The sequence below is a fragment of the Roseobacter sp. HKCCA0434 genome, from assembly GCF_032464675.1.
GTDB lineage: Bacteria > Pseudomonadota > Alphaproteobacteria > Rhodobacterales > Rhodobacteraceae > Pontivivens.
Genome location: NZ_JAWDKL010000016.1, coordinates 67,699 through 92,423, shown reverse-complemented (window position 1 = coordinate 92,423; position 24,725 = coordinate 67,699). Strand labels below are relative to the sequence as shown.

The window sequence follows — 24,725 nt, the reverse complement described above, 5'->3', positions numbered from 1 at the left end:
ACATTCTACAACACCGAGCGGCCCCATTCCGCGCTCGATCGGCTCACGCCCGACGCCGCATACTGGGCGGGCTTCGAAGAGCAAAAAGCAGCATGAAACCTAAACCCGATACACCTTGGAAACGCTCCAAACCTGTCCGAATAGGTGGGACCATTTCAAACTACGCCTTCTCAGCGACGGCCCACACTTAGATCGCAAGGCTGTGGCGTCCTTCCGGTCTCGCATAGCTGTCGATCGTCATGGCGATCAGTCGCGCGAGATGACGCGACTCCGGCCGGATCACGAGACGTCCATCCGGGGTCCGGCGCACGGCGTCAGGCCAGCGCGCGGCGATCTGCGCCGTCATCTCGCGGACGCGGTCGGATTGTCCGAACCGTTCGGGCGCGATGGCGAAATCGCATAGGAGACGCTCGATCACGGCACCCCGCAGCCGATCGTCCCCGCCGAACGCATGACCACGTGCGGTCGACAGGCGGCCGCCCCTGATCCGGGCCACCCAGTCCGCGGTGCGAGCCGCGTTCTGGGCATAGCCCCACGGAGTACGGGAGATCGCCGAGGCGCCCAGCCCGAGCAGCACGTCCTCCGCATCGACCGTGTAGCCCTGGAAGTTCCGATGCAACGTGCCCGCGTCGGCGGCGCGGCTCAACGCGTCGCCAGGCCTCGCGAAGTGATCGAACCCGATCGCCCGGTAGCCCGACAGCCGCAGACGCCTCTCTGCGTGGCGCGACAGTGCGAGGCGGGCCTCCGGTCCTGGAAGCGCCGCCTCGTCGATCATCACCTGGCGGCGCGACACCCACGGGACATGCGCATACCCGTAAAGCGCCAGCCGATCGGGCGCGAGCGCGAGCACGGTCTCGAGCGTCGCATCCAGCGTCGCGACGGTCTGGTGCGGCAAGCCGTAGAGCAGATCCAGGTTGATCCCCGCGACGCCGCGTGCGCGCAACCCGTCGATCGCGCTGCGCGTGCAGTCGATGCCCTGCGGCCTGCCGATGGCAGCCTGCACCGCCGGATTGAAATCCTGTACCCCCAGCGAGGCGCGCGTCATCCCCCGCGCCGCGAGGACATCGAGGCGTGCATCGTCGAGCTCTGTAGGATCCACCTCGACGGCCGTCTCGGCTCCGACGGCGCGCGGCAGGCGCGCATCCAGCATCGTGAACAGCCGGTCGAGCAGGGCCGGCGGCAGCAATGTCGGGGTGCCGCCCCCCAGATGCAGACGCGAGACGGTCACATCCTGCGGCAGTTTGTCCGCGACCAGCGCGATCTCCGCTTCGAGCGTATCGAAATAGTCCTCCAGCGGCGCGTCGGTGCGCGTGCCCTGCGTGCGGCACGCGCAGAACCAGCACAGCCGACGACAGAACGGGATGTGCACGTAGAGCGAAATGCGGGCGCCCGGCTTTGTCTTGTCGAGCCAAGCGTTCATCGCCTTGGGGCCGACGGCATCGGTGAATTGCGTTGCCGGGGGATAGCTGGTGTAACGGGGCGCGCGGGTGCCGGAGGCGGGGATGTGATCGGTCATGAACCCTCCGTGCCGAAGAGAGGTACGGACACGCATTGACCTGGATCAATCCGTGCGACGCCACATAGCAAGAGGGGCATTCGATGGCAGGACTCAGACCGCTGACCGCCGTGCACGGCGCCTTGGCCACGCAGGATTGCGCGTCCTGTCCGATCCGCCATCGGGCCGTATGCGCCCGGTGCGACAGTGCCGAGCTTGGGCGCCTCGAGTCGATGAAGAGCTATCGCAGCTGGGCGGCAGGCGAGACGATCGCCCTCGAAGGCGACGCCCTGCCCTTCGTCGGCTCCATCGTGCGTGGCTGCGCGACGCTCACCCGCTCGCTCGAGGATGGGCGCGTCCAGATGGTCGGCCTGCTGATGCCCTCGGATTTCGTCGGGCGTCCCGGACGCGCCACGGCGCCTTACGAGGTAACCGCTGCGACCGACGTGACTTTGTGCCAGTTCGACCGTCAGCGGTTCGAGAACCTGCTGATCGATGCGCCGCAGGTCGCCGCGCGGCTGCTGGAGATGTCGCTCGATGAACTCGACGCCGCGCGCGACTGGATGTTGCTGCTCGGCCGGAAGTCCGCGCGCGAGAAGGTCGCGACCCTGCTCGCCCTCGTGCTGCGCCGGGCCGCCGCGGATGCGCGGCCGCTGCGCGCCGATCTGCCCCTCGGACGCGAGGCGATGGCCAGCTATCTGGGACTGACGATCGAGACTGTCAGCCGTCAGGTCTCCGCCTTGAAGCGTGACGGGGTGATCCGGCTCGACAATGGCGGTCGCACAGTGCTGTGCGACGACCTCGCGGCGCTTATGATCGAGGCCGGCGACGATGCCGATGGCGGGATGCCCGGCTGAGCCGTATTTCGCCCGGCGATTGATCCAGGTCAAAGCCCCGACCCCAGAACGATGCGATGCCGCCCCTGAACGCAGACAGGGGCTCGACATGCTCGACATCTTCAAACTGATCGCCTTGGGCGTCATCACACTCTTTGCGGCCATCGCGGCGGACTGGGCGCGCGACGCGGCGTACATGGTTCACGCGCTTCTCATCATGGGGATCGCGGCTGCACTGTTCATCTGGCAACTCCGCGCGATGCCGGTCTCCGGAGTGCCGACACCGGCACGTCCGGTCCCCGCCGATTACATGGACGGGCCGGTGCGGTTCGGCGTCATCGCGACCTCGTTCTGGGGTGTGATCGGCCTGCTGGCGGGTACCTTCATCGCCTTCCAACTGGCCTTCCCTGCGCTCAATTTTGAGTGGGGCCAGCCCTTCACCAATTTCGGGCGGCTCAGACCCCTGCATACCTCGGCAGTGATCTTCGCCTTCGGGGGCAACGCGCTGATCGCGACCTCGTTCTACATCGTCCAGCGGACCTGCGGCGCGCGGCTGTGGGGCGGCAACGCGGCCTGGTTCGTGTTCTGGGGCTACAACCTGTTCATCGTGCTGGCCGCGACCGGCTATCTGCTGGGGGCCACCCAGTCGAAGGAATATGCCGAGCCCGAGTGGTACGTGGACATCTGGCTGACGATCGTCTGGGTCGCCTACCTCGCAGTTTTCCTTGGCACGATCCTCAAGCGGCGCGAGCGGCATATCTACGTCGCCAACTGGTTTCTGCTGAGCTTCATCGTGACAGTCGCGATGCTGCACGTGGTCAACAACCTGTCGATCCCCGTGTCGATCTGGGGCTCCAAGAGCGTGCAGGTCTTCGCGGGCGTGCAGGACGCGATGACCCAGTGGTGGTACGGGCACAACGCGGTCGGCTTCTTCCTGACGGCCGGGTTCCTGGGGATGATGTACTACTTCATCCCCAAGCAGGCGGACCGCCCGATCTATTCCTACAAGCTCAGCATCATCCATTTCTGGGCGCTGATCTTCCTCTACATCTGGGCGGGGCCGCACCACCTGCACTACACCGCCTTGCCCGACTGGGCCGCGACGCTGGGCATGGTGTTCTCGATCATGCTGTGGATGCCCAGCTGGGGCGGTATGATCAACGGGCTGATGACTCTGCAGGGCGCGTGGGACAAGATCCGCACCGATCCGATCATCCGCATGTTCGTCGCCTCGCTCGCCTTCTACGGGATGAGCACCTTCGAAGGTCCGATGATGTCGATCCGCGCGGTCAACAGCCTCAGCCACTATACCGACTGGACCATCGGCCACGTGCATTCGGGCGCGCTCGGCTGGAACGGGCTCATCACTTTCGGGGCGATCTACTTCCTGGTGCCGCGCCTTTGGGGGCGGGAACGGATGCACTCGGTGGCCGCGATCAACACCCATTTCTGGCTCGCGACCGTGGGGATCGTCCTCTACGCGGCCTCGATGTGGGTCTCGGGGATCATGGAGGGGCTCATGTGGCGCGAGGTCGACGCCAACGGCTTCCTCGTCAACAGCTTCGCCGACACCGTGGACGCCAAGTTCCCGATGTATGTCGTGCGCGCGCTCGGCGGCACGCTCTACCTCGCCGGTGCCCTCGTCATGTCTTGGAACATCTGGCGGACGATCCGCGTCCCCCAGGCCCGTCCCACCACCGTTGCCATTCCCGCGGAGTGACCCGATGAGCAAGGATCCCCATAGCCCGAATTACGACCCGGCACACGACCCCAGGGTCGTCACCCCGAAGGAGGCGCTGGCCACCGGCGACCTTCCCAACGAGCTGCCGCATCACGCGAAGACCATCACCTTCCACCAGCGGCTGGAGCGCAACGCGACGCTTCTGCTCGCCGCGTCCTTCGCGGTCGTGACGGTGGGCGGCATCGTCGAGATCGCGCCGCTGTTCTGGCTGGAGAACACGATCGAGGAGGTCGAGGGGATGCGCCCCTACTCCCCGCTCGAACTGGCCGGGCGCGACATCTACATCCGCGAGGGCTGCTATACCTGCCACAGCCAGATGATCCGCCCCATGCGCGACGAGACCGAGCGCTACGGCCACTACAGCCTGGCGGCGGAGTCGATGTACGACCATCCGTTCCAATGGGGCTCGAAACGCACGGGGCCGGACCTCGCAAGGGTGGGCGGGCGCTATTCGGACGAATGGCATGTCGATCACCTGACGGACCCGCAATCGGTGGTGCCCGAAAGCGTGATGCCTCGCTACGCCTTCCTCGCCGACGCACGGATCGACACCCGCGACGTGGACGCCCTGCTGGCCACCCACCGCTTCGTCGGCGTGCCCTATACCGACGACATGATCGCCGAGGCGCGCGCCGACATGCGCGTGCAGGTCGATCCGATGGGCGACTATGACGGCCTGCTCGACCGCTATCCCGGCGCGCAGGTGCGCAATTTCGACGGCTTTCCGGAGCTGACGGAGATGGATGCACTGATCGCCTATCTCCAGATGCTTGGCACCCTTGTCGACTTCTCGACCTTCACCCCCGATGACAGCCGCTGAGGACGAGCAATGGACACCTATTCCTTCCTGCGCGAACTGGCCGACAGCTGGGTCCTGCTGATCCTGACGCTGATCTTCGTCGGCGTGATCCTCTGGTCCTTCAGACCGGGCGCGCGCCCGATCCACGACGATGCAGCCGCCGTGCCGTTCCGTCATGAAAGACCCGCCGCGCCGGTCATCGCGGGCTGTGCACAGGCGTGCGAGGGCTGCACCTGCACCGCCAATTCCACGAGGAGCCACGGTCATGGCTGACGCCCCCAAGATCGACGACGCCACCGGCACCGAGACCACTGGCCACAGCTGGGACGGCATCGAGGAGCTGAACACCCCCCTGCCGCGCTGGTGGCTGTGGACCTTCTACGCCACGGTGGTCTGGGGGCTGATCTACACGATTCTGTTCCCCGCCTGGCCGCTACTGTCCGGTGCGTCGGCAGGGATGCTGGGCTATTCCACCCGGGGCGAGGTCGCGGCGGAGATAGAGCGCGTCGAGCTTTCCAACGCGGATCTGACCGACAGCCTGACCACCATCGACCTGGCGGTACTGGAGGCTAACGAGGAGCTTCATCGGTTCGCCGTGCAGGCTGGGCGCGGGGTTTTCGCGGCCAACTGCTCTCAATGCCACGGCGCGGGCGCCGCCGGTGTCGTGGCTTCCGGCTATCCCAACCTGCTCGACGACGACTGGCTGTGGGGCGGCACGCTGGAGGAGATCGCCTTCACCGTCCGCCACGGTATCCGCAACGAGGACGATCCCGACGCGCATTATTCCATGATGCCGTCCTTCGACTGGATGGAGGAAGACGAGCTCGAGCGCATCACCGCCCATGTGCGCAGCCTGTCGGGACTCGAACACGATGCCGGAGCGGCAGCGGCCGGTGCGGGGGCCTTCCTCGACAACTGCGCCGCCTGTCACGGGGAGTACGGACTCGGCAACCGCGATCTCGGCGCGCCGAACCTCGCCGACGCGATCTGGCTGCGTGGCGGAACCGAGGAGGCCATTCTCGCGCAGCTGGTGAATCCGCGCCACGGCGTGATGCCGCCTTGGATCGACCGGCTGGGCGAGGCGGAGGTGCGCGCCGTCGCCGCCTATGTGCACGGACTGGGCGGCGGCGAGGCGCAGATCGGCCCGACCCCCACGGGCGCGGAGACCGGCGCCGCAGTCGAGGTGCCGGACGCGACCTTCCCGGCGGAGGCCGAACGGACGCCGCGCGACGCAGGTGCGGGCGACGTGGCTCCCATTGATTGAACCGCACGGCAACCGGCTGCCGGGGCGCGCGAGGTTGATCCAGATCAACGCGCGCGCCCTTCCATGCCACTAGACCCGGCAACGCAACGAACCGGAATCGAGCCCAGACATGGCCAGTGACGCGCCACCCCTCTTCGCCGCACGCGAGCCCATCTTTCCTCGCCGGGTCTCGGGCCCCTTCCGTCGCCTGAAATGGGCGATCCTCACGATCACGCTCGCCATCTACTACGTGACGCCTTGGATCCGCTGGGACCGGGGCCCGAACCTCCCCGACCAGGCCGTTCTCGTGGATCTCGCCAGCCGCCGGTTCCACTTCTTTTGGATCGAGATCTGGCCGCACGAGTTCTATTTCGTTGCGGGCTTGCTGATCATGGCCGGGCTGGGCCTGTTCCTGTTCACCTCGGCACTGGGGCGGGTCTGGTGCGGCTATGCCTGCCCGCAGACCGTCTGGACAGATCTGTTCCTGACCGTCGAGCGCTGGATCGAGGGCGACCGCAACGCACGTATCCGCCTGAACGACGCACCGTGGACCGCGCGGAAATGGCGGCTGCGCCTGTCCAAATGGCTGAGCTGGCTGGCGATCTCGGTCGCGACGGGCGGGGCATGGGTCTTCTACTTCGCCGACGCCCCGACGCTCCTGCACAGGCTCGTGACGGGTCAGGCAGCACCCGTCGCCTATGTGACCGTTGCGATCCTGACGGCCACGACATTCACGCTCGGCGGCTTCCTGCGCGAACAGGTCTGCATCTACATGTGCCCCTGGCCGCGCATCCAGGCCGCGATGATGGATCCCGGCACGTTGACCGTCGGCTATCGCGACTGGCGAGGAGAGCCGCGCGGCAAGGGCGGCATCCGGCGCCGGCAAGCGGCGGCCGAGGCGGTCGGCGGCGGCGCGGCCACCGCCCGCTACGGTGCTGCGGCCGACAAGGACCAGGCGCTGCCGCGCACCGCCCGTACGGGCGAGACGCTGGGCGACTGCATCGACTGCAACGCCTGTGTCGCCGTTTGCCCGATGGGCATCGACATCCGCGAGGGGCAGCAGATGGAGTGCATCACATGCGCGCTGTGCATCGACGCCTGCGACGAGGTGATGGCGAAGATCGGCCGCCCCCGCGGGCTCATCGACTACCTCGCCCTCGACGACCGCCCGCCGACCCGTCCCGGCGAAACGGCCGAGGTCGCGGCCTTCACGGCTACGCCGTCGGGGGACGTCGCGGACTCCGACCGGCCTGCTTGGCAGCCCAAGCCCGTCTGGCGCCACGTCTTCCGGCCGCGCACGATCCTCTACACCGTCGCGTGGGCCGCGATCGGGGTCGCCCTCGTCGTCGCTCTCTTCATACGGCCCGAGATCGACATGACCGTCGCCCCCGTGCGCAACCCGACTTTCGTGACGCTCTCGGACGGCTCGGTCCGCAATGCCTACGACATCCGCCTGCGCAACAAGCATGGCGAGGCGCGCCCCTTCCAGCTGTCGCTCGGCGACGCGCCTGCGCTGACCGTCGCGGTCGAGGGCGCCCCGGACAGGCTGGTGGAGGTTCCCGCCGACAGCACCCGGCTGACACGTGTCTATGTCCTCGCCGCACCTGACACCGCCGCCGCCAGGCGCGAGCGCACCGCGATCCGGCTCTGGGTCGAGGACACGATCTCGGGCGAGCGGTCCCACGAGGACACGATCTTCAACGGAAAGGAGAGCTTCGATGAACGCAGCGGCAGCGCAGGCTGAGAAACCCCTCGCAGGCTGGCACATCGCGGCCATGTTCGTCGGTGGGTTCGGAATCATCATCGCCGTCAATCTGGCGCTGGCGATCAGCGCCGTGCGGACCTTTCCCGGCAAGGAGACGGAGTCGAGCTACGTCGCCTCCCAGCGGTTCGACGCCGACCGCGCGGCGCAGGACGCGCTGGGATGGACCCTTGATGTGACGCTCGACGCGACCGCCTTGCGGCTGGCGGTCACCGGACCCGACGGCGCGACCATCCAGCCCCGGATCGTCGCCGCTACGCTCGGTCGCGCGACCACCGTCGCGGACGACATGACGCCCGCCTTCGCATGGACCGGCTCCGCTTGGTCGGCCCCGGTCGCGGTGGGGGACGGCAACTGGAACGTGCGACTGGACCTGCGCGCAGCAGACGGCACGCCCTTCCGCCGCCGGATCCCGCTGAGGGTCGCGCGATGAGCGTCGCCGCCTGCCCCGGCTGCGCGGCACTTCCCGCCGATCTCGTGCTTCCGGCCGCGGGCAGTCGGACGATCGACATCGCCCTGCCCGGCATCCGGTGCGCGGGCTGTATCGCGAGCGTCGAGCGCGCGCTCGCGGACGAATCATCTGTGTGCACGGCGCGCGTCAACCTGGCCGCGCGGCGGGTGCGCGTCTCGCTTCGACCCGGTGTGCCGGCCGATGCCGCCCTCGCCGCCCTGCGCCGGGCGGGATACGACGCGATGGAGCTGGACGGCGCTGCGCTGGAAACCGTCGCCGAGGATGGTCAGCGCCACCTGCTCCCCCGGATCGCCGTCGCCGGCTTCGCGATGATGAACGTCATGGCGTTGTCGGTCGCCGTCTGGTCCGGCGCGGGCGAGGCGACGCGCGCCCTCTTCCACTGGGTTTCGGCCGCCATCGCCCTGCCCGCGCTTGCCTTTTCTGCCGTGCCCTTCTTCCTTTCCGCCTTCGCGGCGTTGAGGGCCGGGCGGCTCAACATGGACGTGCCCATCGCGCTCGCCATCGCGCTGGCCGCGGGCACCTCGCTCTACGAGACCGCTTTCGCGGGCGGGCAGGACACCTGGTTCGACGCCGCCTTGTCTCTGACCTTCTTCCTGCTCGTCGGACGCTATCTTGAGGGGCGCGCGCGCGGGGCCGCCCGCTCCGCCGCGGCCGAGCTGACCGCGCTCGAGCTGCCGCGCGCCACCCGTCTGACCGAGACAGGGCGCGAGGTCGTCGAGGTTGCCGCACTCGCCGCCGGAGACCGGATCGCGCTCGCCGCGGGTGCCCGCGTTCCGGTGGACGGCGTGGCCGAAGCGGCCGCCACGCTCGATCGCTCGGCCCTGACCGGAGAGGCCGACCCGGTCCGCATCGCGGCAGGTGCACCGGTCTGCGCGGGCGAGGTCGTGCTCGACGCCCCGCTGGTCATCCGGGCAGCAGCCCGAGCCGAGGACAGCACGCTGCGACGGCTCGCGCGGCTGGTCGAGGTCGCCGAGACGGGCCGCCATCGCTATTCGGGCATCGCCGACCGCGCCGCGCGTCTCTATGCGCCGGTGGTGCACGGACTGGCCGCTCTCGCCTTCTTCGGCTGGTGGATCGCGACCGGCGAGGCGCACCGCGCCATCGGCATCGCGACGGCCACCCTCATCATCACCTGCCCCTGCGCCCTGGCCCTCGCCGTGCCCGCGGTCACGGCGGCCATGACCGGGCGGCTGTTCGGGCGCGGCATCCTCCTCAAGTCGCCGACGGGGCTGGAGCGGCTGGCCGAAATCGACACGGTGCTGTGCGACAAGACGGGAACACTGACCGAGGGCGTTGCACGGCTACCCGATCTCGACCCCGAGGCGGCCGCGGTCGCCCGTGCCCTGGCGCGGGCCTCGGATCATCCGGTGTCGCGTGCGGTGGCACGCGCCTTGCCCGACGGCCCCCATGCCCCGCTTACCTCGATCGAGGAAGTGCCTGGCGACGGCGTTCACGGCCTTTGGAACGGCGCACCCGTGCGCTTGGGTCGCGGCCCGGACGGTCCGGTGCTCGATCTGCCCGGCTGGCGGTTTCCCCTCGCGCTGACCGAGCATCTCCGCCCCGGCGCGGGGCAGATGGTGGCGCAACTGAAGCGGATGGGCTTCTCCGTCGAACTGGTGACCGGCGACACCGCGGCGCGCGCCCGCGCCCTGGCTGCGCGGCTCGGCATTGCCGAGGTCCATCCCGCCCTGTCGCCCGGAGACAAGTCGGCGCTCGTCCATGAGCGCGCCGAGGCCGGGGCGCGCGTCCTGATGCTGGGCGACGGCCTGAACGACGCCGCCGCGCTGGCGAGCGCCCATGCCTCCCTCGCACCGGGCACGGCGCTTGATGCGGCACGGGTGGCTGCGGATGGCGTGATCCTGGGCGAAGACCTGCGTGCCGTGGCGGACACGTTGCGGCTGGCGCGCCGCGCGCGGCGCCGGATCCGGCAGAACCTCGCGCTTGCGGTCCTCTACAACGCCGTGGCGATCCCGGTCGCGGTTGCGGGGCTGGCGACACCGCTGATGGCCGCCGCCGTGATGTCGTCCTCCTCCATCCTCGTCGTGCTGAACGCGGTGCGGCGATGAACGTGCTCGTCGTGCTGATCCCGGTTTCGCTCTGCCTCGGCACTGCCGGGCTTGTCGCCTGCCTCTGGACGCTGCGCCACGGGCAGTACGAGGATCTGGAGGGCGACGCCGCGCGCATCCTCATCGACGCGCCGGGCGATAGCTCCGCGCGCCCCGCCCCGACCACCGACCCAGAACCGGAGGATGCCCGATGGCCCCCAGCTACCTGACCCGTTCTCGCCTCGCCTGGACCGGCCTTGCGCTGATCACCGCCGGTTTCGGCATCAAGGCCGTGACGGGGCCGCTGGACCTGCCGTCATGGAGCGTGCCGGTTGCCTACTTCACGACCCTCGTCGGAGCCGCGATCCTGTTCGTCGGCTGGGTTCGCTGGCGGGCGCGGTAGGGCCTGCCGCCCGGTCGCTCAGTCCCGCCCGCGCAGCGCGTCGCGCAGCTCGTTCTTGCGGATCTTGCCTGTGCTGGTCTTGGGCAATTCACCGAAGATCACCCGCTTGGGCCGCATGAACCCGGCCAGCCGGGCGCGCGCGTGGTCGAGCAACTCCGCCTCGCTCGCCTCCCCCGCCAGCTCGACGAAGGCGCAGGGCACCTCGCCCCATTTGTCGTCAGGCATGGCGACGACGGCGACCGCCGCGACCGCCGGATGCGAGTACAGCGCCTTCTCCACCTCGATGGAGGAGATGTTCTCCCCGCCCGAAATGATGATGTCCTTCGACCGGTCGCGGATCTCGATATAGCCGTCTGGGTGTTGCACCGCGATGTCGCCCGACCAGAACCAGCCGTCGCGAAAGGCGCGCGCGGTCTCCTCGGGGGCCTTGAGATACCCCTTCATCACGATATTCCCCCGAAACACCACTTCGCCCTGCGTGCTGCCGTCCCAAGGGACGGGCGTGCCCGTCTCGGGATCGAGCACCAGCACGTCCTCCTCCAACTCGTAGGCGACGCCCTGCCGGGCCTTCATCTCGGCCAGCCGGTCGGGGGGCAGCGCGGACCAGTCCGGTTTCTCCGCGCAGACCACGGCGGGACCGTAGACCTCGGTCAGGCCGTAGACATGGGTGACGGTGATGCCCATCGCCTCCATCGCGCCGATCACGCTGGCCGGTGGCGGCGCGGCGGCGGTCATCATCTCGATCTTCTGCGAAAACTCCCGCGAGCCCGCCGCCCCCGCGATCATCGACATGATGATCGGCGCGCCGCACAGATGGGTGACGCCGTGATCGGCGAACGCATCGTAGATCGCGTCCGCCCGCGGCGCGCGCAGGAAGACATGCGTGCCCGCAAGCAGCGTGATCGTCCACGGAAAGCACCAGCCGTTGCAGTGGAACAGCGGTAGCGTCCACAGATAGACCGGGTGGTGCGGCATCTCCCAGGTCACGACGTTGTTGACCGCGTTCGTCCAGGCGCCACGATGCGAATAGACCACCCCCTTGGGCCGCCCCGTCGTGCCGGAGGTGTAGTTGAGCGCCAGCGCATCCCACTCGTCATCCGGCAGGGTGTAGGCGAAAGCGGGATCGCCCTCCGCCAGCAGAGCGTCATAGGTCAGAGCGCCGATCCGCTCCCCGCCCGGCCCTTCGGAATCCTCGATATCGACGATCGTCAGGTCGCGCCCGCTGATCGCGACCGCCTCGGCGGCGAGCGCGGAATATTCGGTGTCGACCAGCAACACCTTCGCCTCGCCGTGGTCGAGGATATAGGCGATCGTCGCCGCATCCAGCCGCGTATTGTTGGCGTTCAGCACCGCGCCGAGCATCGGCACGGCCAGCGCACATTCCAACGCTTCGGGGATGTTCGGCGCGATCAGCGCCACGGTGTCGCCCTTGCCGATCCCCCGGCCTGTCAGAGCGGAGGCGAGCCGCCTGCACCGCTCGGCCACCTCGCCCCAATTGCGACGGATCCGCCCGTGGATCTGCGCGGGCAGCTCGGGATGCACCCGCTCCACCCGCTTGAGGATCGACACCGGCGACAGCGCGGTGTGGTTGGCGCCGTTGCGCGCCAGCTCAGGCCCGTCGTAGATCATTCGCCCGTCCACTCCGGCATCGGACGCTTCGTCGTGAAGGCGCCGATCCCCGCCTCCGCATCGCGCGCCATCATGTTTTCCGCCATCACCTGCCCGGCATAGGCATAGGCCTCCTCCAGCCCCATCTCCGCCTGGCGGTAGAAGGCGCGCTTGCCGATCCGCACGGCGGCGGGCGACTTGTCGGCGATGGTGCGCGCCATCCGCATCGCCGCGTCCTCGACCTCGTGGGCTGGCACCACCCGGTTCACCAGCCCCATCTCCGCCACTCGGGCGGCGGGCAGGAACTCGCCCAGTAGCAGCATCTCCATCGCAATCTTGCGCGGCACGCTACGCGACAGCGCCACCATCGGCGTCGAGCAGAAAAGCCCGATATTCACCCCCGAAGTGGCGAAGGTCGCATCCTCCGACGCCACCGCCAGATCGCAGGACGCGACCAGCTGGCACCCCGCGGCGGTGGCGATGCCCGTCACTTCGGCGATGACTGGCTGCGGCAGCCGCACGATGCGCAGCATCATCCGCGAGCATTGCGCGAAGAGGTCCTGAAAATACTGGAATCCCCCATCGGCATCCGCGCGCCGCGCGGTCATTTCCTTCAAATTGTGCCCCGCGCAGAAATGCGGCCCGGCGCTGCGCAGGATCACGGCCTTCACCTCCCGATCCTCCGCGATCGCGTCGAGCATGTCCGACAGCGCGGCCAGCATCGCCTCCGACAGCGCGTTGATCGCGCGCGGCGCGTTCAGCGTCAGTACCGCCACGCCGTCGCTATCGCTGCGCAGCAGCAGGTCGCTGGATTTCGGATTGCCGTCCATGTGCCGCGTCCCCTCTTTCATCGTGCCACCCGCGCGGGCAGCAGCCTGCGATCATCCTAACGGCCTCTGAGCCGCCCCTGTCCAGCGCCGCACCTCAGATCGCAAGGTCCAGCCGTGGTTTCCAGAACGGGCGGAACAGCTCGATCTTGGGGCAGCGGTTCATCACCACCTTCAGCCCCGCCTCCTCGGCCAGCTTCGCCGCGCGGTCGTCGTAGACGCCGATCTGAGCCCACAGCACCTTCGCCCCGATGGCGATGGCCTGCTCGGCGATGGCGTAGAGTTCCTCCTTGGGGCGGAACACCTCGACCATGTCCACCGGACGGTCGATCTCCGCCAGCGAATGGGCGACGGGAAGGCCCCGGATTTCCGTGAGGGCCGGATTGGGGTTGACCGGGATCATGTCGTAGCCCGTCTCGTGCAGCACGCGCAGCACGCCGTAGCTGAATTTGGTCTTGTCGGCACTGGCACCCACCATCGCGATGGTCCTCACCGATTTCAGGATGTCGGCCAGATAGGCCGGGTCGTAATCGTAGAGATCGTCGATCGCGGCGGCGGGCATGGGTCAGGCCTCCTTCGGTGTGGCGATATCCGCCTTCAGCTCATGCGGCTCCAGCGGGTCGAGGAAAGGATTGCGGTAGAGCCGGTCGTGGCTCTCCACCCCGACCTCCAGCGCGATGTCGCCGACCGGCCGCGCGACACACAGCAGGACATAGCCCGCCGCGAGCTGCCGGTTGTTCAGCGCCACCTGCCGCCGTTGGTCAACCTCGCCCGACACCAGCTTCGCCGCGCAGGTGATGCACCCGCCATAGCGGCAGCCATAGGGCAGGTCGACGCCCGCCTCCCGCAACGTGTCGAGCAGCGGGCGGCGGGCATCTACCTCCACCACCGCGCCATCCCGGTTGGCGAGCGTCACGCGGCAGGTCCCACTCACAGCCAGATATCGCTGGTGCAGTCGCCGCCGGGATAACGGCTTTCGTGGCAACGCGAGGGGCCGTTCGGCTCCTGCCCGAAATCGACGATGAAGTCGGGATTGATGCTCATGCCGCCATTCTCGACATCGCAGTCGATCATCACCATCACTCCGCCCTGCGTGCGGATCTCGGGATAGAACTGGTTGTCCCAGGTCGAGAACAGCGAGGTCGTGACGTAGAGCCGCCGTCCGTCGAGGCTCAGCTGGAACATCTGCGGCCCGCCCGCGACCTTCACGCCGTTGACCTCCGGCGCGCGGCCCAACAGCCCACCCATCCAGACTTGTCCGGTCAGCCTTGGATTGTGCGGGTCGCTGATGTCGTATTGCCGCATGTCGCCGTGCAGCCAGTTGTTGAGGTAGAGATACCTGTCATCCATCGAGACGAGGATCGCGCTCATCACCCCCGGCACCGGGATCGGCCATTCGGGATGCGGCTCGTTCTCGACGTCGATGATCTTCTCCCACTCCCACTTGCCAGCCTCGGATTTCCAGAAATGGATGACGTTGGCACTCAGCGCCGCCCCGCAAAAGCCGTGGCTGCTGTCGGGATCGTGGTGGAACTTCACCTCCAGCGGGATCAACCCGTCCTCGCCCAGATACATGGTCTCGACGGGCTTTCGCGCCTCGAAATCCCACAGATGCAGGCGGCGGCCGTATTTCAGATGGCCCACTTCTTCCAGATCGAACCCCGGCATGAAGGTGTTGGGCGCCGCCCATTCGGACGAGACCATCACGTTGTGGCGTGGCTGATACCAGAAATCATAGCTGAACGGGATGTCGCCCATCGTCGCTTCCCAGCGCCCGACGATCTCGAACTCCTTGTTCAGGTGCAGGTAGCCGCCCGGCGCCTCCCCCTTCGCGTTGCCGAGGAAGGAGATGATGATCTCCGAGCCCAGACAATGCACCGTATGCGGGCCGCTCAGGTCGGTCTTGGCCTTGATCTCCGCCCCGTCGATCGTCTTGTGCAGGCGCGGCGCGCGCGGATCGGTGGCGGTGTCGACGATATGGATATTGTTCGACCGCACGCCGGGCACCAGCAGATATTTCCGGCTCATCCCCGCATCGTCATGGCAAGAGGAGCAGGCATTCCATCCCATGTGGTGCAACTCGTCCCCGATGCCCGGCATCTCGAGCCGGTGGATCACCTGGCTGTAAGTCGGGCTGTCGGGATCGACGTCGATCGTGGCGAGGTAGTCGGGCTTCTGGATACCCGTGCCGGTATAGATCGCAATGGTGTAGATCAGCTTCTCCCGTGGCGCCTTGATCGCCTCCGCGGGGCTTGCGTAGCCCGGTCCGCAGCATGAGCCATCCATCGCCGCGTCCTCCCTTGCGACCTGCTTGCGATTCTCGTAAATCGAGAACAGGATTCTCGCAAGGTAAAACCATGCAACTCGAACGGCTCGTCCTGATCCTGGAGATCGTCGCGCAGAAGGGCGAGGCGACCGTGGCCGAGATCTGCGCCCATTCCGACCTGCCCAAACCCTCTGCCTACCGGCTGGTGCAGGATCTCGTGGATACGGGCTTGCTGGAGCCTGTGGCCCGTGGCCGCTTCGAACTGGGGCTGCGGCTGCGGCGGATGACGCAGGCCGAACAGTCCGATCAGGTTCTCCTCGATCTGATCGCGCCGAAGCTCAGGCGCGCGGCGACCGAGATGGGGTCCGCCTTCTTCCTGTCACGGCTGCGCGGCAGGTCCGTCGAGATCATCCATGTCGAAACGCCCGAAACCGGCGTTTCCTTCCTGCATCCCGGCTTGGGCAAGCGGCCCTTGCACGCCTGTTCCTGCTCCAAGGCCGTCGCGGCCTTTTCCCCCGATCTGATCCCGACCGCCGAGATGGCAGGCCGCCTGCGCGCCTATACCGAGTTCACCCTGACCAGCCTGCCCGACTTGGAGGCGGAGTTCGCAACCATCCGCCAGCGCGGCTTCGCCGAATGCGTCGAGGAGATCGAGCGCGGCATGTGCTCGGTCGCGGCCCCGCTCGCCCCGCAGGGGCCGGGGGCGGCGCTATCCATCGGCGCTGCGGGAACCGTGCGGGTCTTCACGCCCGACTTCCGCGCCGAACTGGGCCAGACGCTCATCGGACTCGCACAGGAGATCGCCTCCGGCCTCGGCTGGGACCGCTCGCAGGATATCAGGCGGGCGCAGGAAGCGCACCTCTAGGAATTGGGGCGGCCAGTTGCCGCGAGTTGTGGCGCGGTCCACTCCGAGGATTTTCGCTGAAACCTTTTTCGATTGGCGAAGCGTCCCTTCTCCGCCTCGGCGAGACATCATCCGTGCACCCGTGTGACCGCCGCTCGCCGCCCTTACAAATCATGAGGCGTCGAAAAGTCGGCGACCCCGACCCCCCGGAAAGGGGCGCCGACAGACCGAGCGTGCGACAGCAGACAGGTCCCTTTCCAGTACCCGGCCAATTGGCCTTGGCAAGATTAATGTTATAACGTAACTATATCTATGTGTCAGCAGTGCGCTGATCCGCACCAAGGGAAAGCATGTCGGGAAATCTCGGAAAGATCGCCCTCCGCAAACGAAGGCGCACGGTCTGCCCGATGGCCAGCTACGACGCGCTGCCCGCTCCCCTGCGCAAGTGGCTCGCCACCGCGGCGCTGCCTTGGTCGCCCGCCTCCTGCCGCGCGATCTGGCAAAGATCGCGCGCGACCGGCGAACCTCTCGAAACCACGCTCGCACGGCTCGACCGGGCCGAGGAGAGGGCGCTCGCGCGCATCGCCCGCCCGGACGATGCCGCCAATTTGGCAACCCGGCCCACCGTCATATCTTGAGCCTTCGAAAGGACACCCCATGAAGTCGATCACCATCGCCCTGGTCGCCACGACCGCCGCCGCGCCGCTCTTTGCGCAGCAAACGCGCGAGATGGACGCGCATGTCCACGGCGTCAGCACGCTCGAAATCGCCGTCGAGGGCACCACGGTGGAGATGAACCTGATCGCGCCGGGTGCCGATATCGTCGGTTTCGAATACGAAGCCACCAGCGACGCGGACCTAGACGCCGTCGATGCGGCGATCCGCACCCTGCTGATGCCCGAGACCATCGTCACCCTGCCCGACGCCGCCGACTGCCGCCTGGCCGAGGTGCTGGTCCACCTGCATGGCCACGATGAGCACAATCACGACGCCGACATGGAAGAGGCCGACCACGCGCATGATCACGCGGATGAGCAGGAGGAAGACCACGATCACGGCGCAAACCACGAGGGCGAGCACGATGACGCGGCCGGTGCCGTGCACAGCGAGTTCCACGCCCGATATGTCTTCGATTGCCAGTCCCCGGACGCGCTGACCGCAATCTCCCTGCCCTTCTTCGACCGCTTCGAGACCGCGCAGGAAGTCGAGGCAGTCTATGTCCTCGATACCGGCGCAGGCCAGGCGGAGATCACCCGCGACGCGCCCGAACTGACTCTCGACCGACCGTGACCGATGCCGCCCTCGCCCTGACCGACCTAAGCTTCGCCTGGCCCGGCGGGGGCAGCTTCGCGATCCACTGCCCCACCTTCACGCTCCGCCGCGGCGAGAGGGTCCTGCTGCTGGGCGAAAGCGGCTCGGGCAAGTCCACGTTGCTCTCGCTGATCTGTGGCATCGTCACGCCCGACCAAGGCCAGGTCGAGGTCGACGGCATCGATATCGGCGCCCTGCGCCCCGGTGACCGCGATCGCTTCCGGGCCGAACGGATCGGCGTCATCTTCCAGCAATTCAACCTGCTGCCCTACGCCTCCGTCGCCGACAACATCGCCCTGCCCCTGCGCTTCGCCCCCGACCGCCGCGCCCGCGCGGGAGACCCGCGGGCCGAGGCCGCGCGGCTCTGCGCCGCGCTCGCCCTGCCCGACACCGTCCTTGCCACCCCCGCGGGCCGCCTCTCTACCGGCCAGCAACAGCGCGTCGCCGCTGCTCGCGCCCTGATCGGCGCCCCCCCGCTGATCGTGGCGGACGAGCCGACCTCCGCCCTCGACGCGACCGCGCAGGACGGGTTTCTCCGACTGCTGTTCGATCAGGCCGAGGAGGCGGACTCCTCCATCCTGATGGTCAGCCACGACGCCCGCCTCGCCGACCGTTTCGACCGCGCCGTCGCCCTCACCGACATCGTCCGCAGGCAAAGGGCCGCCGCATGATCCTGCGCCTCGCCGCCCGCTCGCTCCTCGCCCGTGCGCTGACCGTCGGCATGACCGTGCTCGCCATCGCGCTGTCGGTCATGCTCTATCTCGGCGTGGAGAAGGTCCGCGAGGGCGCGCGCGCCAGCTTCTCCGACACCATCTCCGGCACCGACCTGATCGTCGGCGCACGCTCCGGCTCGGTGCAGCTGCTGCTGTACTCCGTCTTCCGCATCGGAAACGCCACCAACAACCTCAGCTGGCAGAGCTATCTCGACATCGCCGCCCGGCCCGAGGTCGACTGGATCGTCCCGATCTCGCTCGGCGACAGCCACCGGCAGTTCCGCGTCATGGGCACCACCCCCGGCTTCTTCGAGCATTACCGCTATCGCGGCGGTCGCGCGCTGGACATGGCGGAGGGCGAGCGCATCGACGACCTCTACGACACCGTGATCGGCGCGGAGGTGGCGGAAACCCTGGGCTATGCCGTCGGCGACCCGATCGTGGTCTCGCACGGTCTCGCCTCCTTCACCGACCATGCCGATCAACCCTTCCGGGTATCCGGCATCGTCGCGCGCACCGGCACGCCGGTGGACCGCACCGTGATCGTCGGGCTCGAGGCGATCGAGGCGATCCACGTCGACTGGCAGCGGGGCGCGCGCATCCCCGGTCGCACCACCCCGACCGAGGCGATCCGGCAGATGGACCTGACCCCGACCGCCATCACCGCCGCCCTGATCGGCACGGACTCGCGCCTGCAGATCTTCGCCCTGCAACGCGCCATCAACGACTATCCGGAGGAACCGCTGATGGCGATCCTGCCGGGCGTCGCCCTGGCCGAGCTGTGGCAGATCGTCGGTGTGGCCGAGAGCGCGCTGACCGCCGTGGCGGTCATGGTGGTGGTCACGGCGCTGCTCGGCATGATGGCGATGATCTTCGCGAGCCTCGGCGAACGCCGCCGCGAGATGGCGATCTGGCGCGCGATGGGAGCGCGGCCCGTCACCATCCTCGGCCTGCTGGTGCTGGAGGCGATGCTGACCGCCGCCGCGGGCGCGCTCTTGGGCATCGCCCTGCTCTACGCCGCGCTCGTCATCGCGCAGCCGATCGTCGATTCGGCCTATGGCCTATGGCTGCCGATCGCTCCACCGGGCGCGCGCGACCTGATCGCTCTCGCAACCGTGATCGGGGCCGCCGCGTTGGTCAGCCTGATCCCGGCGCTCAGGGCCTACCGCCTGTCGCTCGCCGATGGCATGATGGTGAGGATATGACCCGACACACCCCGACATCCCTGACCCGGCGCGGCCTCTTGCTGACGACCGCCGCCGCGGGCGCGCTCCTGCCCCACGCGGCCCTCGCCGCGACCCATACCGAGATCACCTGGGACGACCTGATCCCGGCGGGCCTCCCCTACCCCGAGATCATCGGAGAGGGTGACCTGGACGAGGTCGCAGACACCTGGGCACCGATCTTCGACGCCAATGCCTTCAAGCTGAACGAGGATCTCGACGGCGCCGAAATCAAGATGCCGGGCTACATCATCCCGCTCGACGTCGAGGGCGACGCGATGACCAGCTTCATGCTGGTCCCCTATATCGGCGCTTGCATCCACACGCCGCCGCCGCCACCCAACCAGCTCGTCTTCGTCGAGACCGAGGAGCCCTGGCCCCTCGAACAGATCTGGGACGCGATCTGGGTCTATGGCCGCATGACCGCCCGGCTTCAGGACACCGAACTGGGCGAGACCGGCTACGAGATCGCGGCGGAGCGGATCGAGATCTACGAGTGGTGACACCCGCGAAGGCGTGATCGTCGCACAGCCCCTTTCGCGATTGCGGCAGGGGCAGGACTTGCTATCGTGCCGCCCATGTCCGACCCCTCCAAACCCGCCGTGACGAAATGGCTGCCGCTCGCGGCGGTCGGCCTCGTCGCGGTCGTGGCCGCACTCGTCGTCCTGCCGATGCTGCGCGGCGACGCGTCATCCGCCGCCCTTCCGGCACCCGGCCTACCGCAACCCGTGGACGCCGACGGCCTGATGCGCGGGCAATACCCCGTCACGATGGCCGTTCTGGGCGAGGTCTACGCCGCCTTCGCCGAGGTCGAGGAGGACGCGATCTATGACGGTCTTGCGCAGGTGGCGGCCGGCGATGCGCTGGAGGCGCTCTATCTCGAACGCGCGGGCGCGCTGGCGGGCGGTGGCCTGCCAGATCAGGTGGTGCACGAGCTGCGCCTGACCGGCGGCACCTGGGCGCGCGAGGGCGAGGCGATGCAGGCCGACATCCGCTGGGTCGTGCTGGGGGAGGTCGGCCATGCCGAACACACCCACATGCGCGGCAACGCCTATGCCGCCGAACTGACCATCGGCCCGTCCGACGGAGCCTGGCGCCTCACCGATTTCGTGCTGACCGACGTGGACCGCACCGGCGCGGGCGAGTTGACCACCGTCGAGGACGGGGACGAGACCGGCCCGCGCGCCGAGGCACCCGCCGAATGATCGCCGTCCGCGACCTGCGCTTCGCTCATCCCGGCGGCTTCGCGCTCGACATTCCCGCACTCGACGTGGCGCCCGGTGAGAATGTCGCGCTCGTCGGCCCCTCCGGCGCGGGCAAGACCACCCTGCTCAACCTGATTTCCGGCATCGCCGTTCCCGATGCGGGCCGCGTCACCGTCGCGGGGCAGGAAATGACCGGCCTGCCCGACCGCGCCCGCCGCCGCCTGCGCGCCGCCTCCATCGGCTTCGTCTTTCAGGAATTCGCGCTGGTCGACTACCTCACCGCCGAGGAGAACGTCCTCTACCCTTTCCGCATCGGCGAGGGGCTGCGCCTCGACCGCGCCGCCCGCGACCGGGCCACCGCCCTGCTCACCGATTTCGGCCTCGGCGACAAGACCCGCCGCCGCCCCGCCCGCCTCAGCCAGGGGGAGCGTCAGCGCGTCGCCATCGCCCGCGCGCTGGTCACCGGGCCCGCCGTGATCCTCGCCGACGAAGCCACCGGCAATCTCGACCCCGCGAACAAGGCCGCCGCTCTCGACCTTCTCTTCGCCCAGACCGAGCAAACCGGGGCTGCCCTCCTCGCCGTCACCCATGATCACGAGCTTCTACCCCGTTTCGACCGCGTCATCGACTTCGCGGCCATGAGGGCAGCGGCATGAACGCCCTCTACCTCGCCGCCGCCAATCTCCGTTTCCACTGGGCGCGCACACTGGTCCTGATCGTCGCCGCCGCCCTCGTGCTTGCCGTGCCGGTGCTGACCCGAACGCTGCTGGCGCAGGGCGAGGCCGCCCTCGGCGCGCGGGCCGAGGCGACGCCGCTCCTGATCGGCACCCGCGGCAGCCGGCTCGACCTCGTCATGGCCGGGGCCTACTTCACCGACGACCTGCCCGAGCCCACGACCATGCAGACGGCCGAGGAGGTCTGGGACTCGGGCCTTGGCATACCCGTGCCGCTGCACACCCCCTTCACCGCATCGGGTCTACGCATCGTCGGCACCACGCTCGACTATCTCGACATCCGCGACCTGACCCCGACCGAAGGCCGCCGCTTCGCCACGCTGGGCGAGGCCGTCCTCGGCGCAAACGCCGCGCGCACCCTCGGCGCGGGCATCGGCGACACGATCCTCTCCGACCCCGAAAACCTCTTCGACCTCGACGGTGCCTACCCGCTGGAGATGACCGTCGCGGGCCTCCTTCCGCCCACGGGCACGCCCGACGACGACGCCGTTTTCGTGGACATCAAGACCGCCTGGATCATCGAGGGCATCGGCCACGGCCATGACGACATCGTCATCGAGGGCGAGGAGAGCGCCGCCGCAGCCGCCGCCCGCGTCGTGCAGTTCGCCCGCATCACGCCCGAGAACGTGGACAGCTTCCATTTCCACGGCGACCCCGCGACCTATCCCGTCACCGCCGTGATGGTCGCACCCTACGACACCCGCTCGGCCACCATCCTGCGCGGCCGATACCTCGACGCCGAAGGGCCGGTGCAGGCCGTGGTCCCGTCGGACGTGATCGAGGCGCTGGTCGCCCGCCTCCTGCGGATCGCCGCGCTCGTAGACACCGTCACCCTCGTGGTCGGCCTTGCCGCCGCCCTTGGCCTTGGCCTCGCGTTATTTTTATCGTGGCGGCTGCGTGCGCCCGAGATGCGCACCGCCTTCGCGCTAGGGGCCGGAAAATTAACCATTTCCACTCTCGCGCTGGCCGAGCTGGGACTGATCCTCGCGGGCGCCGTCCTGCTCGCCCTGCCGATCGTCATTGTCCTGCAATCGCAGGCCGCTACCATCGCCCAAAGACTGATCGCCTTCGGATCCTGAGAGGAAACACCATGCTCACCCGCGCCGCCCTCCTCGCCACGCTCTGCGCCACGCCCGCGCTCGCGCACTACGGCATGATCATCCCGTCGAACCCCATGCCGACGCAGGAGGACGGGCGCAGCATCGACCTTACCGTCAGCTTCTCCCACCCGTTCGAGGAGGTCGGCATGATCCTCGACCGCCCCGAGGCGTTCACCGTGACCCATGAAGGCGAGACGACCGACCTCATGGACAACCTGACCGAAACACAGGTGATGGGCGAGCCGGGCTACACGCTGACCTACGACCTCGCGCGTCCCGGCACCCACATCTTCGCCATGACGCCCGTGCCCTATTGGGAACCGGCCGAGGACGCCTTCATCCAGCATTTCACCAAGACTTACGTGTCCGCCTATGGCGATGACGAAGGCTGGGATGCCGAGCTGGGCCTGCGTACCGAGATCGTGCCACTGTCCAAGCCCTTCGCGCTCTGGTCCGGCAACGTCTTCCAGGGCGTCGTGATGCTCGAAGGCGAGCCCGTGCCGAACGCCGAGATCGAGGTCGAATTCTACAACGAGGGTCAGCAGACCGCCGCGCCCTCCGAGCTGATGATCACCCAGACCATCAAGGCCGACGAAAACGGCGTCTTCACCTATGCCGCCCCAGCCCCCGGCTGGTGGGGCTTCGCAGCCCTCAACACGGCGCCCGAAACGATGGACCATGAGGGCGAGGCCAAGGCGGTCGAGCTCGGCGCGGTAATCTGGGTCCGTTTCGAGGAGTGGATCGCGCAATGATCCGCACCGCCCTCGCCGCCGTCCTGACCCTCGCGCTCGCCACCCCGGCGCTGGCGCACCGCGTCAATGTCTTCGCCTCCGTGACGATCGAGGACGAAGTGGAAATCGTGGTGGTGGAGGCAAAGTTCTCCACCGGCCGCATTCCCGTGTCGGGCGAGGTGACGGTGGACGACGCGACGGGCGAAACCGTGTTGACCCTCCCCTTGCAGGAGGACGGCACTGCCCGCTTCCCGCTCGACCGCGACATCGCCGCGAGCGGCCTGACGATCACGGTCGAGACCGGCGACCAGCATAGCGGCTATTGGCTGCTGACCCCCGCCGATCTGGACCGGGCGGAGGACGGATCATGAGGCGCCTCCTCGCCGCGTCCCTCCTGCTCGCCACCCCCGTGCTGGCGCAGGACCGCCCCGTCATCGTGGCCGACAGCTACCCCGTCGCCTGGATGGCCGAGGAACTGGCGGGCGACGCGGCGGAGGTTCAGCTCGTCGTGCCCGAAGGCCGCGATCCCGCCTCCTGGCAGCCCGGCCTGGGCGAGATCGTCGCGATTCAGGAGGCCGACCTGATCGTGCTCAACGGGTCCGGCCTCGCCGACTGGACCACCCGCGCCGCCCTGCCTCGCGCGCGCACAGTCGATACCGGCCGCGGGCTGAAGGACGCGCTGATCGCGACCGAGACCATCACCCACAGTCACGGCGGCGAGGGCAGCCACAGTCACGAAGGCAAGGCCAGCCATACCTGGCTCGACCTCGAGATCGCCGCACGGCAGGCCGCGACGCTCGCCACCGCACTCGCGCGCAGCCTGCCCGATGTGGATGTGGAGGCCCGACTGGCGGACTTGCAAGAGCAGCTTTCCGAACTCAACGCGACCGGCGACGCACTGGTTACGGGCGACCCGATCGCCGCCATTGCAAGCCACCCGCGCTACGAATATCTCGGCGCTGCCTACGGTCTCGATGTCACTTCGCTGGACTGGGAGGCGGGCGTCGCCCCCGACGCGGATCAACTCGCCGCCCTCGATGCGCTCGCGGCGGAGACCGGCGCGCAAATGCTGATCTGGGAAACGGAACCGCCCGCCGAAGCCCGCGATGCAGTCGCCGAGCGCGGTTTGGAACAGGTGGTCATCCCACCCCTCTCCATGCCCCCCGCCGACGGTGATTTTGCCGAGACGATGCGCACCAGCTTCGACGCGCTCGGAGCGGCCCTCGCAAAAATAGGTCAATAAGCCTGACCATTTACCGGCGGGGAAGGCCGCGCCTCCGGCAAACCGGGCAAACCGGCGCCGCCGCACGACATGCCCACCGGCCCCGGCTTTCCCCGCGGGGAAATGGTCAGCACTGCTGAACCAA

28 protein-coding genes are annotated in these 24,725 nt (G+C 68.3%); 22 read left to right on the top strand and 6 right to left on the bottom strand.

Annotation, left to right across the window (positions count from 1 at the left end):
• Positions 1 to 187 precede the first annotated feature (187 nt).
• Entirely contained in the window at positions 188 to 1,516 is a 1,329-nt protein-coding gene (hemN, locus tag RX333_RS11200; protein WP_316015027.1) for an oxygen-independent coproporphyrinogen III oxidase, read from the bottom strand.
• An 83-nt stretch (positions 1,517 to 1,599) separates the two neighbouring features.
• On the opposite strand from hemN, the gene fnrL reads away from it, so the two are divergent.
• The 10 genes from fnrL (at position 1,600) to RX333_RS11150 (ending at position 10,796) form a co-directional block, all read left to right on the top strand.
• Complete coding sequence (gene fnrL / locus RX333_RS11195; protein WP_316015026.1) at positions 1,600 to 2,352, top strand: transcriptional regulator FnrL; 753 nt, start codon at positions 1,600 to 1,602, stop codon at positions 2,350 to 2,352.
• Between the two features lie 88 nt (positions 2,353 to 2,440).
• On the top strand, positions 2,441 to 4,051 hold the full coding sequence (ccoN, locus tag RX333_RS11190) for a cytochrome-c oxidase, cbb3-type subunit I (protein ID WP_316015025.1): 1,611 nt from the start codon (positions 2,441 to 2,443) through the stop codon (positions 4,049 to 4,051).
• A 4-nt stretch (positions 4,052 to 4,055) separates the two neighbouring features.
• Positions 4,056 to 4,892 (top strand): cytochrome-c oxidase, cbb3-type subunit II, encoded by an 837-nt coding sequence (gene ccoO, locus RX333_RS11185; RefSeq protein WP_316015024.1) that lies wholly within the window; start codon positions 4,056 to 4,058, stop codon positions 4,890 to 4,892.
• A gap of 9 nt (positions 4,893 to 4,901) precedes the next feature.
• On the top strand, positions 4,902 to 5,144 hold the full coding sequence (locus tag RX333_RS11180; protein WP_316015023.1) for a cbb3-type cytochrome c oxidase subunit 3: 243 nt from the start codon (positions 4,902 to 4,904) through the stop codon (positions 5,142 to 5,144).
• A complete protein-coding gene (gene ccoP / locus RX333_RS11175) occupies positions 5,137 to 6,135 on the top strand; it encodes a cytochrome-c oxidase, cbb3-type subunit III (RefSeq protein ID WP_316015022.1) in 999 nt (332 codons plus the stop codon). The genes RX333_RS11180 and ccoP overlap by 8 nt, the downstream gene beginning before the upstream one ends.
• A 109-nt stretch (positions 6,136 to 6,244) precedes the next feature.
• On the top strand, positions 6,245 to 7,858 hold the full coding sequence (gene ccoG / locus RX333_RS11170; protein ID WP_316015021.1) for a cytochrome c oxidase accessory protein CcoG: 1,614 nt from the start codon (positions 6,245 to 6,247) through the stop codon (positions 7,856 to 7,858).
• Positions 7,833 to 8,309, top strand: a complete 477-nt coding sequence (locus tag RX333_RS11165) for a FixH family protein (protein WP_316015020.1) — start codon at positions 7,833 to 7,835, stop codon at positions 8,307 to 8,309. Before ccoG ends, RX333_RS11165 begins: the two co-directional genes overlap by 26 nt.
• Entirely contained in the window at positions 8,306 to 10,414 is a 2,109-nt protein-coding gene (locus tag RX333_RS11160) for a heavy metal translocating P-type ATPase (protein ID WP_316015019.1), read from the top strand. The genes RX333_RS11165 and RX333_RS11160 overlap by 4 nt, the downstream gene beginning before the upstream one ends.
• Positions 10,411 to 10,623, top strand: coding sequence for a cbb3-type cytochrome oxidase assembly protein CcoS (gene ccoS / locus RX333_RS11155; protein WP_316015018.1), 213 nt, complete (start codon positions 10,411 to 10,413; stop codon positions 10,621 to 10,623). The genes RX333_RS11160 and ccoS overlap by 4 nt, the downstream gene beginning before the upstream one ends.
• A complete protein-coding gene (locus tag RX333_RS11150) occupies positions 10,605 to 10,796 on the top strand; it encodes a DUF202 domain-containing protein (protein WP_316015017.1) in 192 nt (63 codons plus the stop codon). Before ccoS ends, RX333_RS11150 begins: the two co-directional genes overlap by 19 nt.
• Before the next feature lie 18 nt (positions 10,797 to 10,814).
• Here RX333_RS11150 and RX333_RS11145 read toward each other — a convergent pair whose 3' ends face one another.
• The 5 genes from RX333_RS11145 to RX333_RS11125 all read right to left on the bottom strand — a co-directional run bounded on the left by RX333_RS11145 (position 10,815) and on the right by RX333_RS11125 (position 15,517).
• Positions 10,815 to 12,425, bottom strand: a complete 1,611-nt coding sequence (locus tag RX333_RS11145) for an AMP-binding protein (RefSeq protein WP_316015016.1) — start codon at positions 12,423 to 12,425, stop codon at positions 10,815 to 10,817.
• Positions 12,422 to 13,234: an enoyl-CoA hydratase gene (locus tag RX333_RS11140; RefSeq protein ID WP_316015028.1), complete on the bottom strand. Its 813-nt coding sequence runs from the start codon at positions 13,232 to 13,234 to the stop codon at positions 12,422 to 12,424. Before RX333_RS11140 ends, RX333_RS11145 begins: the two co-directional genes overlap by 4 nt.
• 94 nt (positions 13,235 to 13,328) lie before the next feature.
• A complete protein-coding gene (locus RX333_RS11135) occupies positions 13,329 to 13,793 on the bottom strand; it encodes a CoA-binding protein (RefSeq protein ID WP_316015015.1) in 465 nt (154 codons plus the stop codon).
• Between the two features lie 3 nt (positions 13,794 to 13,796).
• Positions 13,797 to 14,147 carry a 2Fe-2S iron-sulfur cluster-binding protein gene (locus tag RX333_RS11130; protein WP_316015014.1) on the bottom strand — a complete coding sequence of 117 codons (351 nt, stop codon included), beginning with the start codon at positions 14,145 to 14,147 and terminating at the stop codon, positions 13,797 to 13,799.
• Between the two features lie 14 nt (positions 14,148 to 14,161).
• Positions 14,162 to 15,517, bottom strand: coding sequence for a selenium-binding family protein (locus RX333_RS11125; protein WP_316015013.1), 1,356 nt, complete (start codon positions 15,515 to 15,517; stop codon positions 14,162 to 14,164).
• A 71-nt stretch (positions 15,518 to 15,588) separates the two neighbouring features.
• On the opposite strand from RX333_RS11125, the gene RX333_RS11120 reads away from it, so the two are divergent.
• The 12 genes from RX333_RS11120 to RX333_RS11065 all read left to right on the top strand — a co-directional run bounded on the left by RX333_RS11120 (position 15,589) and on the right by RX333_RS11065 (position 24,601).
• A complete protein-coding gene (locus RX333_RS11120) occupies positions 15,589 to 16,362 on the top strand; it encodes an IclR family transcriptional regulator (RefSeq protein WP_316015012.1) in 774 nt (257 codons plus the stop codon).
• A gap of 329 nt (positions 16,363 to 16,691) precedes the next feature.
• Positions 16,692 to 16,979 (top strand): DUF6525 family protein, encoded by a 288-nt coding sequence (locus RX333_RS11115; RefSeq protein WP_316015011.1) that lies wholly within the window; start codon positions 16,692 to 16,694, stop codon positions 16,977 to 16,979.
• A 19-nt stretch (positions 16,980 to 16,998) separates the two neighbouring features.
• Complete coding sequence (locus RX333_RS11110) at positions 16,999 to 17,631, top strand: zinc uptake protein ZrgA (protein ID WP_316015010.1); 633 nt, start codon at positions 16,999 to 17,001, stop codon at positions 17,629 to 17,631.
• Positions 17,628 to 18,323, top strand: a complete 696-nt coding sequence (locus RX333_RS11105) for an ABC transporter ATP-binding protein (RefSeq protein ID WP_316015009.1) — start codon at positions 17,628 to 17,630, stop codon at positions 18,321 to 18,323. Before RX333_RS11110 ends, RX333_RS11105 begins: the two co-directional genes overlap by 4 nt.
• Entirely contained in the window at positions 18,320 to 19,570 is a 1,251-nt protein-coding gene (locus tag RX333_RS11100) for an ABC transporter permease (protein WP_316015008.1), read from the top strand. Before RX333_RS11105 ends, RX333_RS11100 begins: the two co-directional genes overlap by 4 nt.
• On the top strand, positions 19,567 to 20,091 hold the full coding sequence (locus RX333_RS11095; protein ID WP_316015007.1) for a DUF3299 domain-containing protein: 525 nt from the start codon (positions 19,567 to 19,569) through the stop codon (positions 20,089 to 20,091). The genes RX333_RS11100 and RX333_RS11095 overlap by 4 nt, the downstream gene beginning before the upstream one ends.
• Before the next feature lie 75 nt (positions 20,092 to 20,166).
• On the top strand, positions 20,167 to 20,793 hold the full coding sequence (locus RX333_RS11090) for a hypothetical protein (RefSeq protein WP_316015006.1): 627 nt from the start codon (positions 20,167 to 20,169) through the stop codon (positions 20,791 to 20,793).
• A complete protein-coding gene (locus RX333_RS11085) occupies positions 20,790 to 21,449 on the top strand; it encodes an ABC transporter ATP-binding protein (RefSeq protein ID WP_316015005.1) in 660 nt (219 codons plus the stop codon). The genes RX333_RS11090 and RX333_RS11085 overlap by 4 nt, the downstream gene beginning before the upstream one ends.
• The gene (locus tag RX333_RS11080) at positions 21,446 to 22,606 is read left to right on the top strand and encodes an ABC transporter permease (RefSeq protein ID WP_316015004.1); all 1,161 of its coding nucleotides are present in this window, start codon (positions 21,446 to 21,448) and stop codon (positions 22,604 to 22,606) included. The genes RX333_RS11085 and RX333_RS11080 overlap by 4 nt, the downstream gene beginning before the upstream one ends.
• 11 nt (positions 22,607 to 22,617) lie before the next feature.
• Positions 22,618 to 23,379, top strand: a complete 762-nt coding sequence (locus RX333_RS11075) for a DUF4198 domain-containing protein (protein WP_316015003.1) — start codon at positions 22,618 to 22,620, stop codon at positions 23,377 to 23,379.
• Positions 23,376 to 23,729: a hypothetical protein gene (locus RX333_RS11070; protein WP_316015002.1), complete on the top strand. Its 354-nt coding sequence runs from the start codon at positions 23,376 to 23,378 to the stop codon at positions 23,727 to 23,729. Before RX333_RS11075 ends, RX333_RS11070 begins: the two co-directional genes overlap by 4 nt.
• On the top strand, positions 23,726 to 24,601 hold the full coding sequence (locus tag RX333_RS11065; protein WP_316015001.1) for a metal ABC transporter substrate-binding protein: 876 nt from the start codon (positions 23,726 to 23,728) through the stop codon (positions 24,599 to 24,601). Before RX333_RS11070 ends, RX333_RS11065 begins: the two co-directional genes overlap by 4 nt.
• Positions 24,602 to 24,725 lie beyond the last annotated feature (124 nt).

Coding starts and splice junctions, on each gene's coding strand:
- hemN (WP_316015027.1), bottom strand. CDS start 1,516: ATGACCGATCACATCCCCGCCTCCGGCACCCGCGCGCCCCGTTACACC.
- fnrL (WP_316015026.1), top strand. CDS start 1,600: ATGGCAGGACTCAGACCGCTGACCGCCGTGCACGGCGCCTTGGCCACG.
- ccoN (WP_316015025.1), top strand. CDS start 2,441: ATGCTCGACATCTTCAAACTGATCGCCTTGGGCGTCATCACACTCTTT.
- ccoO (WP_316015024.1), top strand. CDS start 4,056: ATGAGCAAGGATCCCCATAGCCCGAATTACGACCCGGCACACGACCCC.
- RX333_RS11180 (WP_316015023.1), top strand. CDS start 4,902: ATGGACACCTATTCCTTCCTGCGCGAACTGGCCGACAGCTGGGTCCTG.
- ccoP (WP_316015022.1), top strand. CDS start 5,137: ATGGCTGACGCCCCCAAGATCGACGACGCCACCGGCACCGAGACCACT.
- ccoG (WP_316015021.1), top strand. CDS start 6,245: ATGGCCAGTGACGCGCCACCCCTCTTCGCCGCACGCGAGCCCATCTTT.
- RX333_RS11165 (WP_316015020.1), top strand. CDS start 7,833: ATGAACGCAGCGGCAGCGCAGGCTGAGAAACCCCTCGCAGGCTGGCAC.
- RX333_RS11160 (WP_316015019.1), top strand. CDS start 8,306: ATGAGCGTCGCCGCCTGCCCCGGCTGCGCGGCACTTCCCGCCGATCTC.
- ccoS (WP_316015018.1), top strand. CDS start 10,411: ATGAACGTGCTCGTCGTGCTGATCCCGGTTTCGCTCTGCCTCGGCACT.
- RX333_RS11150 (WP_316015017.1), top strand. CDS start 10,605: ATGGCCCCCAGCTACCTGACCCGTTCTCGCCTCGCCTGGACCGGCCTT.
- RX333_RS11145 (WP_316015016.1), bottom strand. CDS start 12,425: ATGATCTACGACGGGCCTGAGCTGGCGCGCAACGGCGCCAACCACACC.
- RX333_RS11140 (WP_316015028.1), bottom strand. CDS start 13,234: ATGGACGGCAATCCGAAATCCAGCGACCTGCTGCTGCGCAGCGATAGC.
- RX333_RS11135 (WP_316015015.1), bottom strand. CDS start 13,793: ATGCCCGCCGCCGCGATCGACGATCTCTACGATTACGACCCGGCCTAT.
- RX333_RS11125 (WP_316015013.1), bottom strand. CDS start 15,517: ATGGATGGCTCATGCTGCGGACCGGGCTACGCAAGCCCCGCGGAGGCG.
- RX333_RS11120 (WP_316015012.1), top strand. CDS start 15,589: ATGCAACTCGAACGGCTCGTCCTGATCCTGGAGATCGTCGCGCAGAAG.
- RX333_RS11115 (WP_316015011.1), top strand. CDS start 16,692: ATGTCGGGAAATCTCGGAAAGATCGCCCTCCGCAAACGAAGGCGCACG.
- RX333_RS11110 (WP_316015010.1), top strand. CDS start 16,999: ATGAAGTCGATCACCATCGCCCTGGTCGCCACGACCGCCGCCGCGCCG.
- RX333_RS11100 (WP_316015008.1), top strand. CDS start 18,320: ATGATCCTGCGCCTCGCCGCCCGCTCGCTCCTCGCCCGTGCGCTGACC.
- RX333_RS11095 (WP_316015007.1), top strand. CDS start 19,567: ATGACCCGACACACCCCGACATCCCTGACCCGGCGCGGCCTCTTGCTG.
- RX333_RS11090 (WP_316015006.1), top strand. CDS start 20,167: ATGTCCGACCCCTCCAAACCCGCCGTGACGAAATGGCTGCCGCTCGCG.
- RX333_RS11085 (WP_316015005.1), top strand. CDS start 20,790: ATGATCGCCGTCCGCGACCTGCGCTTCGCTCATCCCGGCGGCTTCGCG.
- RX333_RS11080 (WP_316015004.1), top strand. CDS start 21,446: ATGAACGCCCTCTACCTCGCCGCCGCCAATCTCCGTTTCCACTGGGCG.
- RX333_RS11075 (WP_316015003.1), top strand. CDS start 22,618: ATGCTCACCCGCGCCGCCCTCCTCGCCACGCTCTGCGCCACGCCCGCG.
- RX333_RS11070 (WP_316015002.1), top strand. CDS start 23,376: ATGATCCGCACCGCCCTCGCCGCCGTCCTGACCCTCGCGCTCGCCACC.
- RX333_RS11065 (WP_316015001.1), top strand. CDS start 23,726: ATGAGGCGCCTCCTCGCCGCGTCCCTCCTGCTCGCCACCCCCGTGCTG.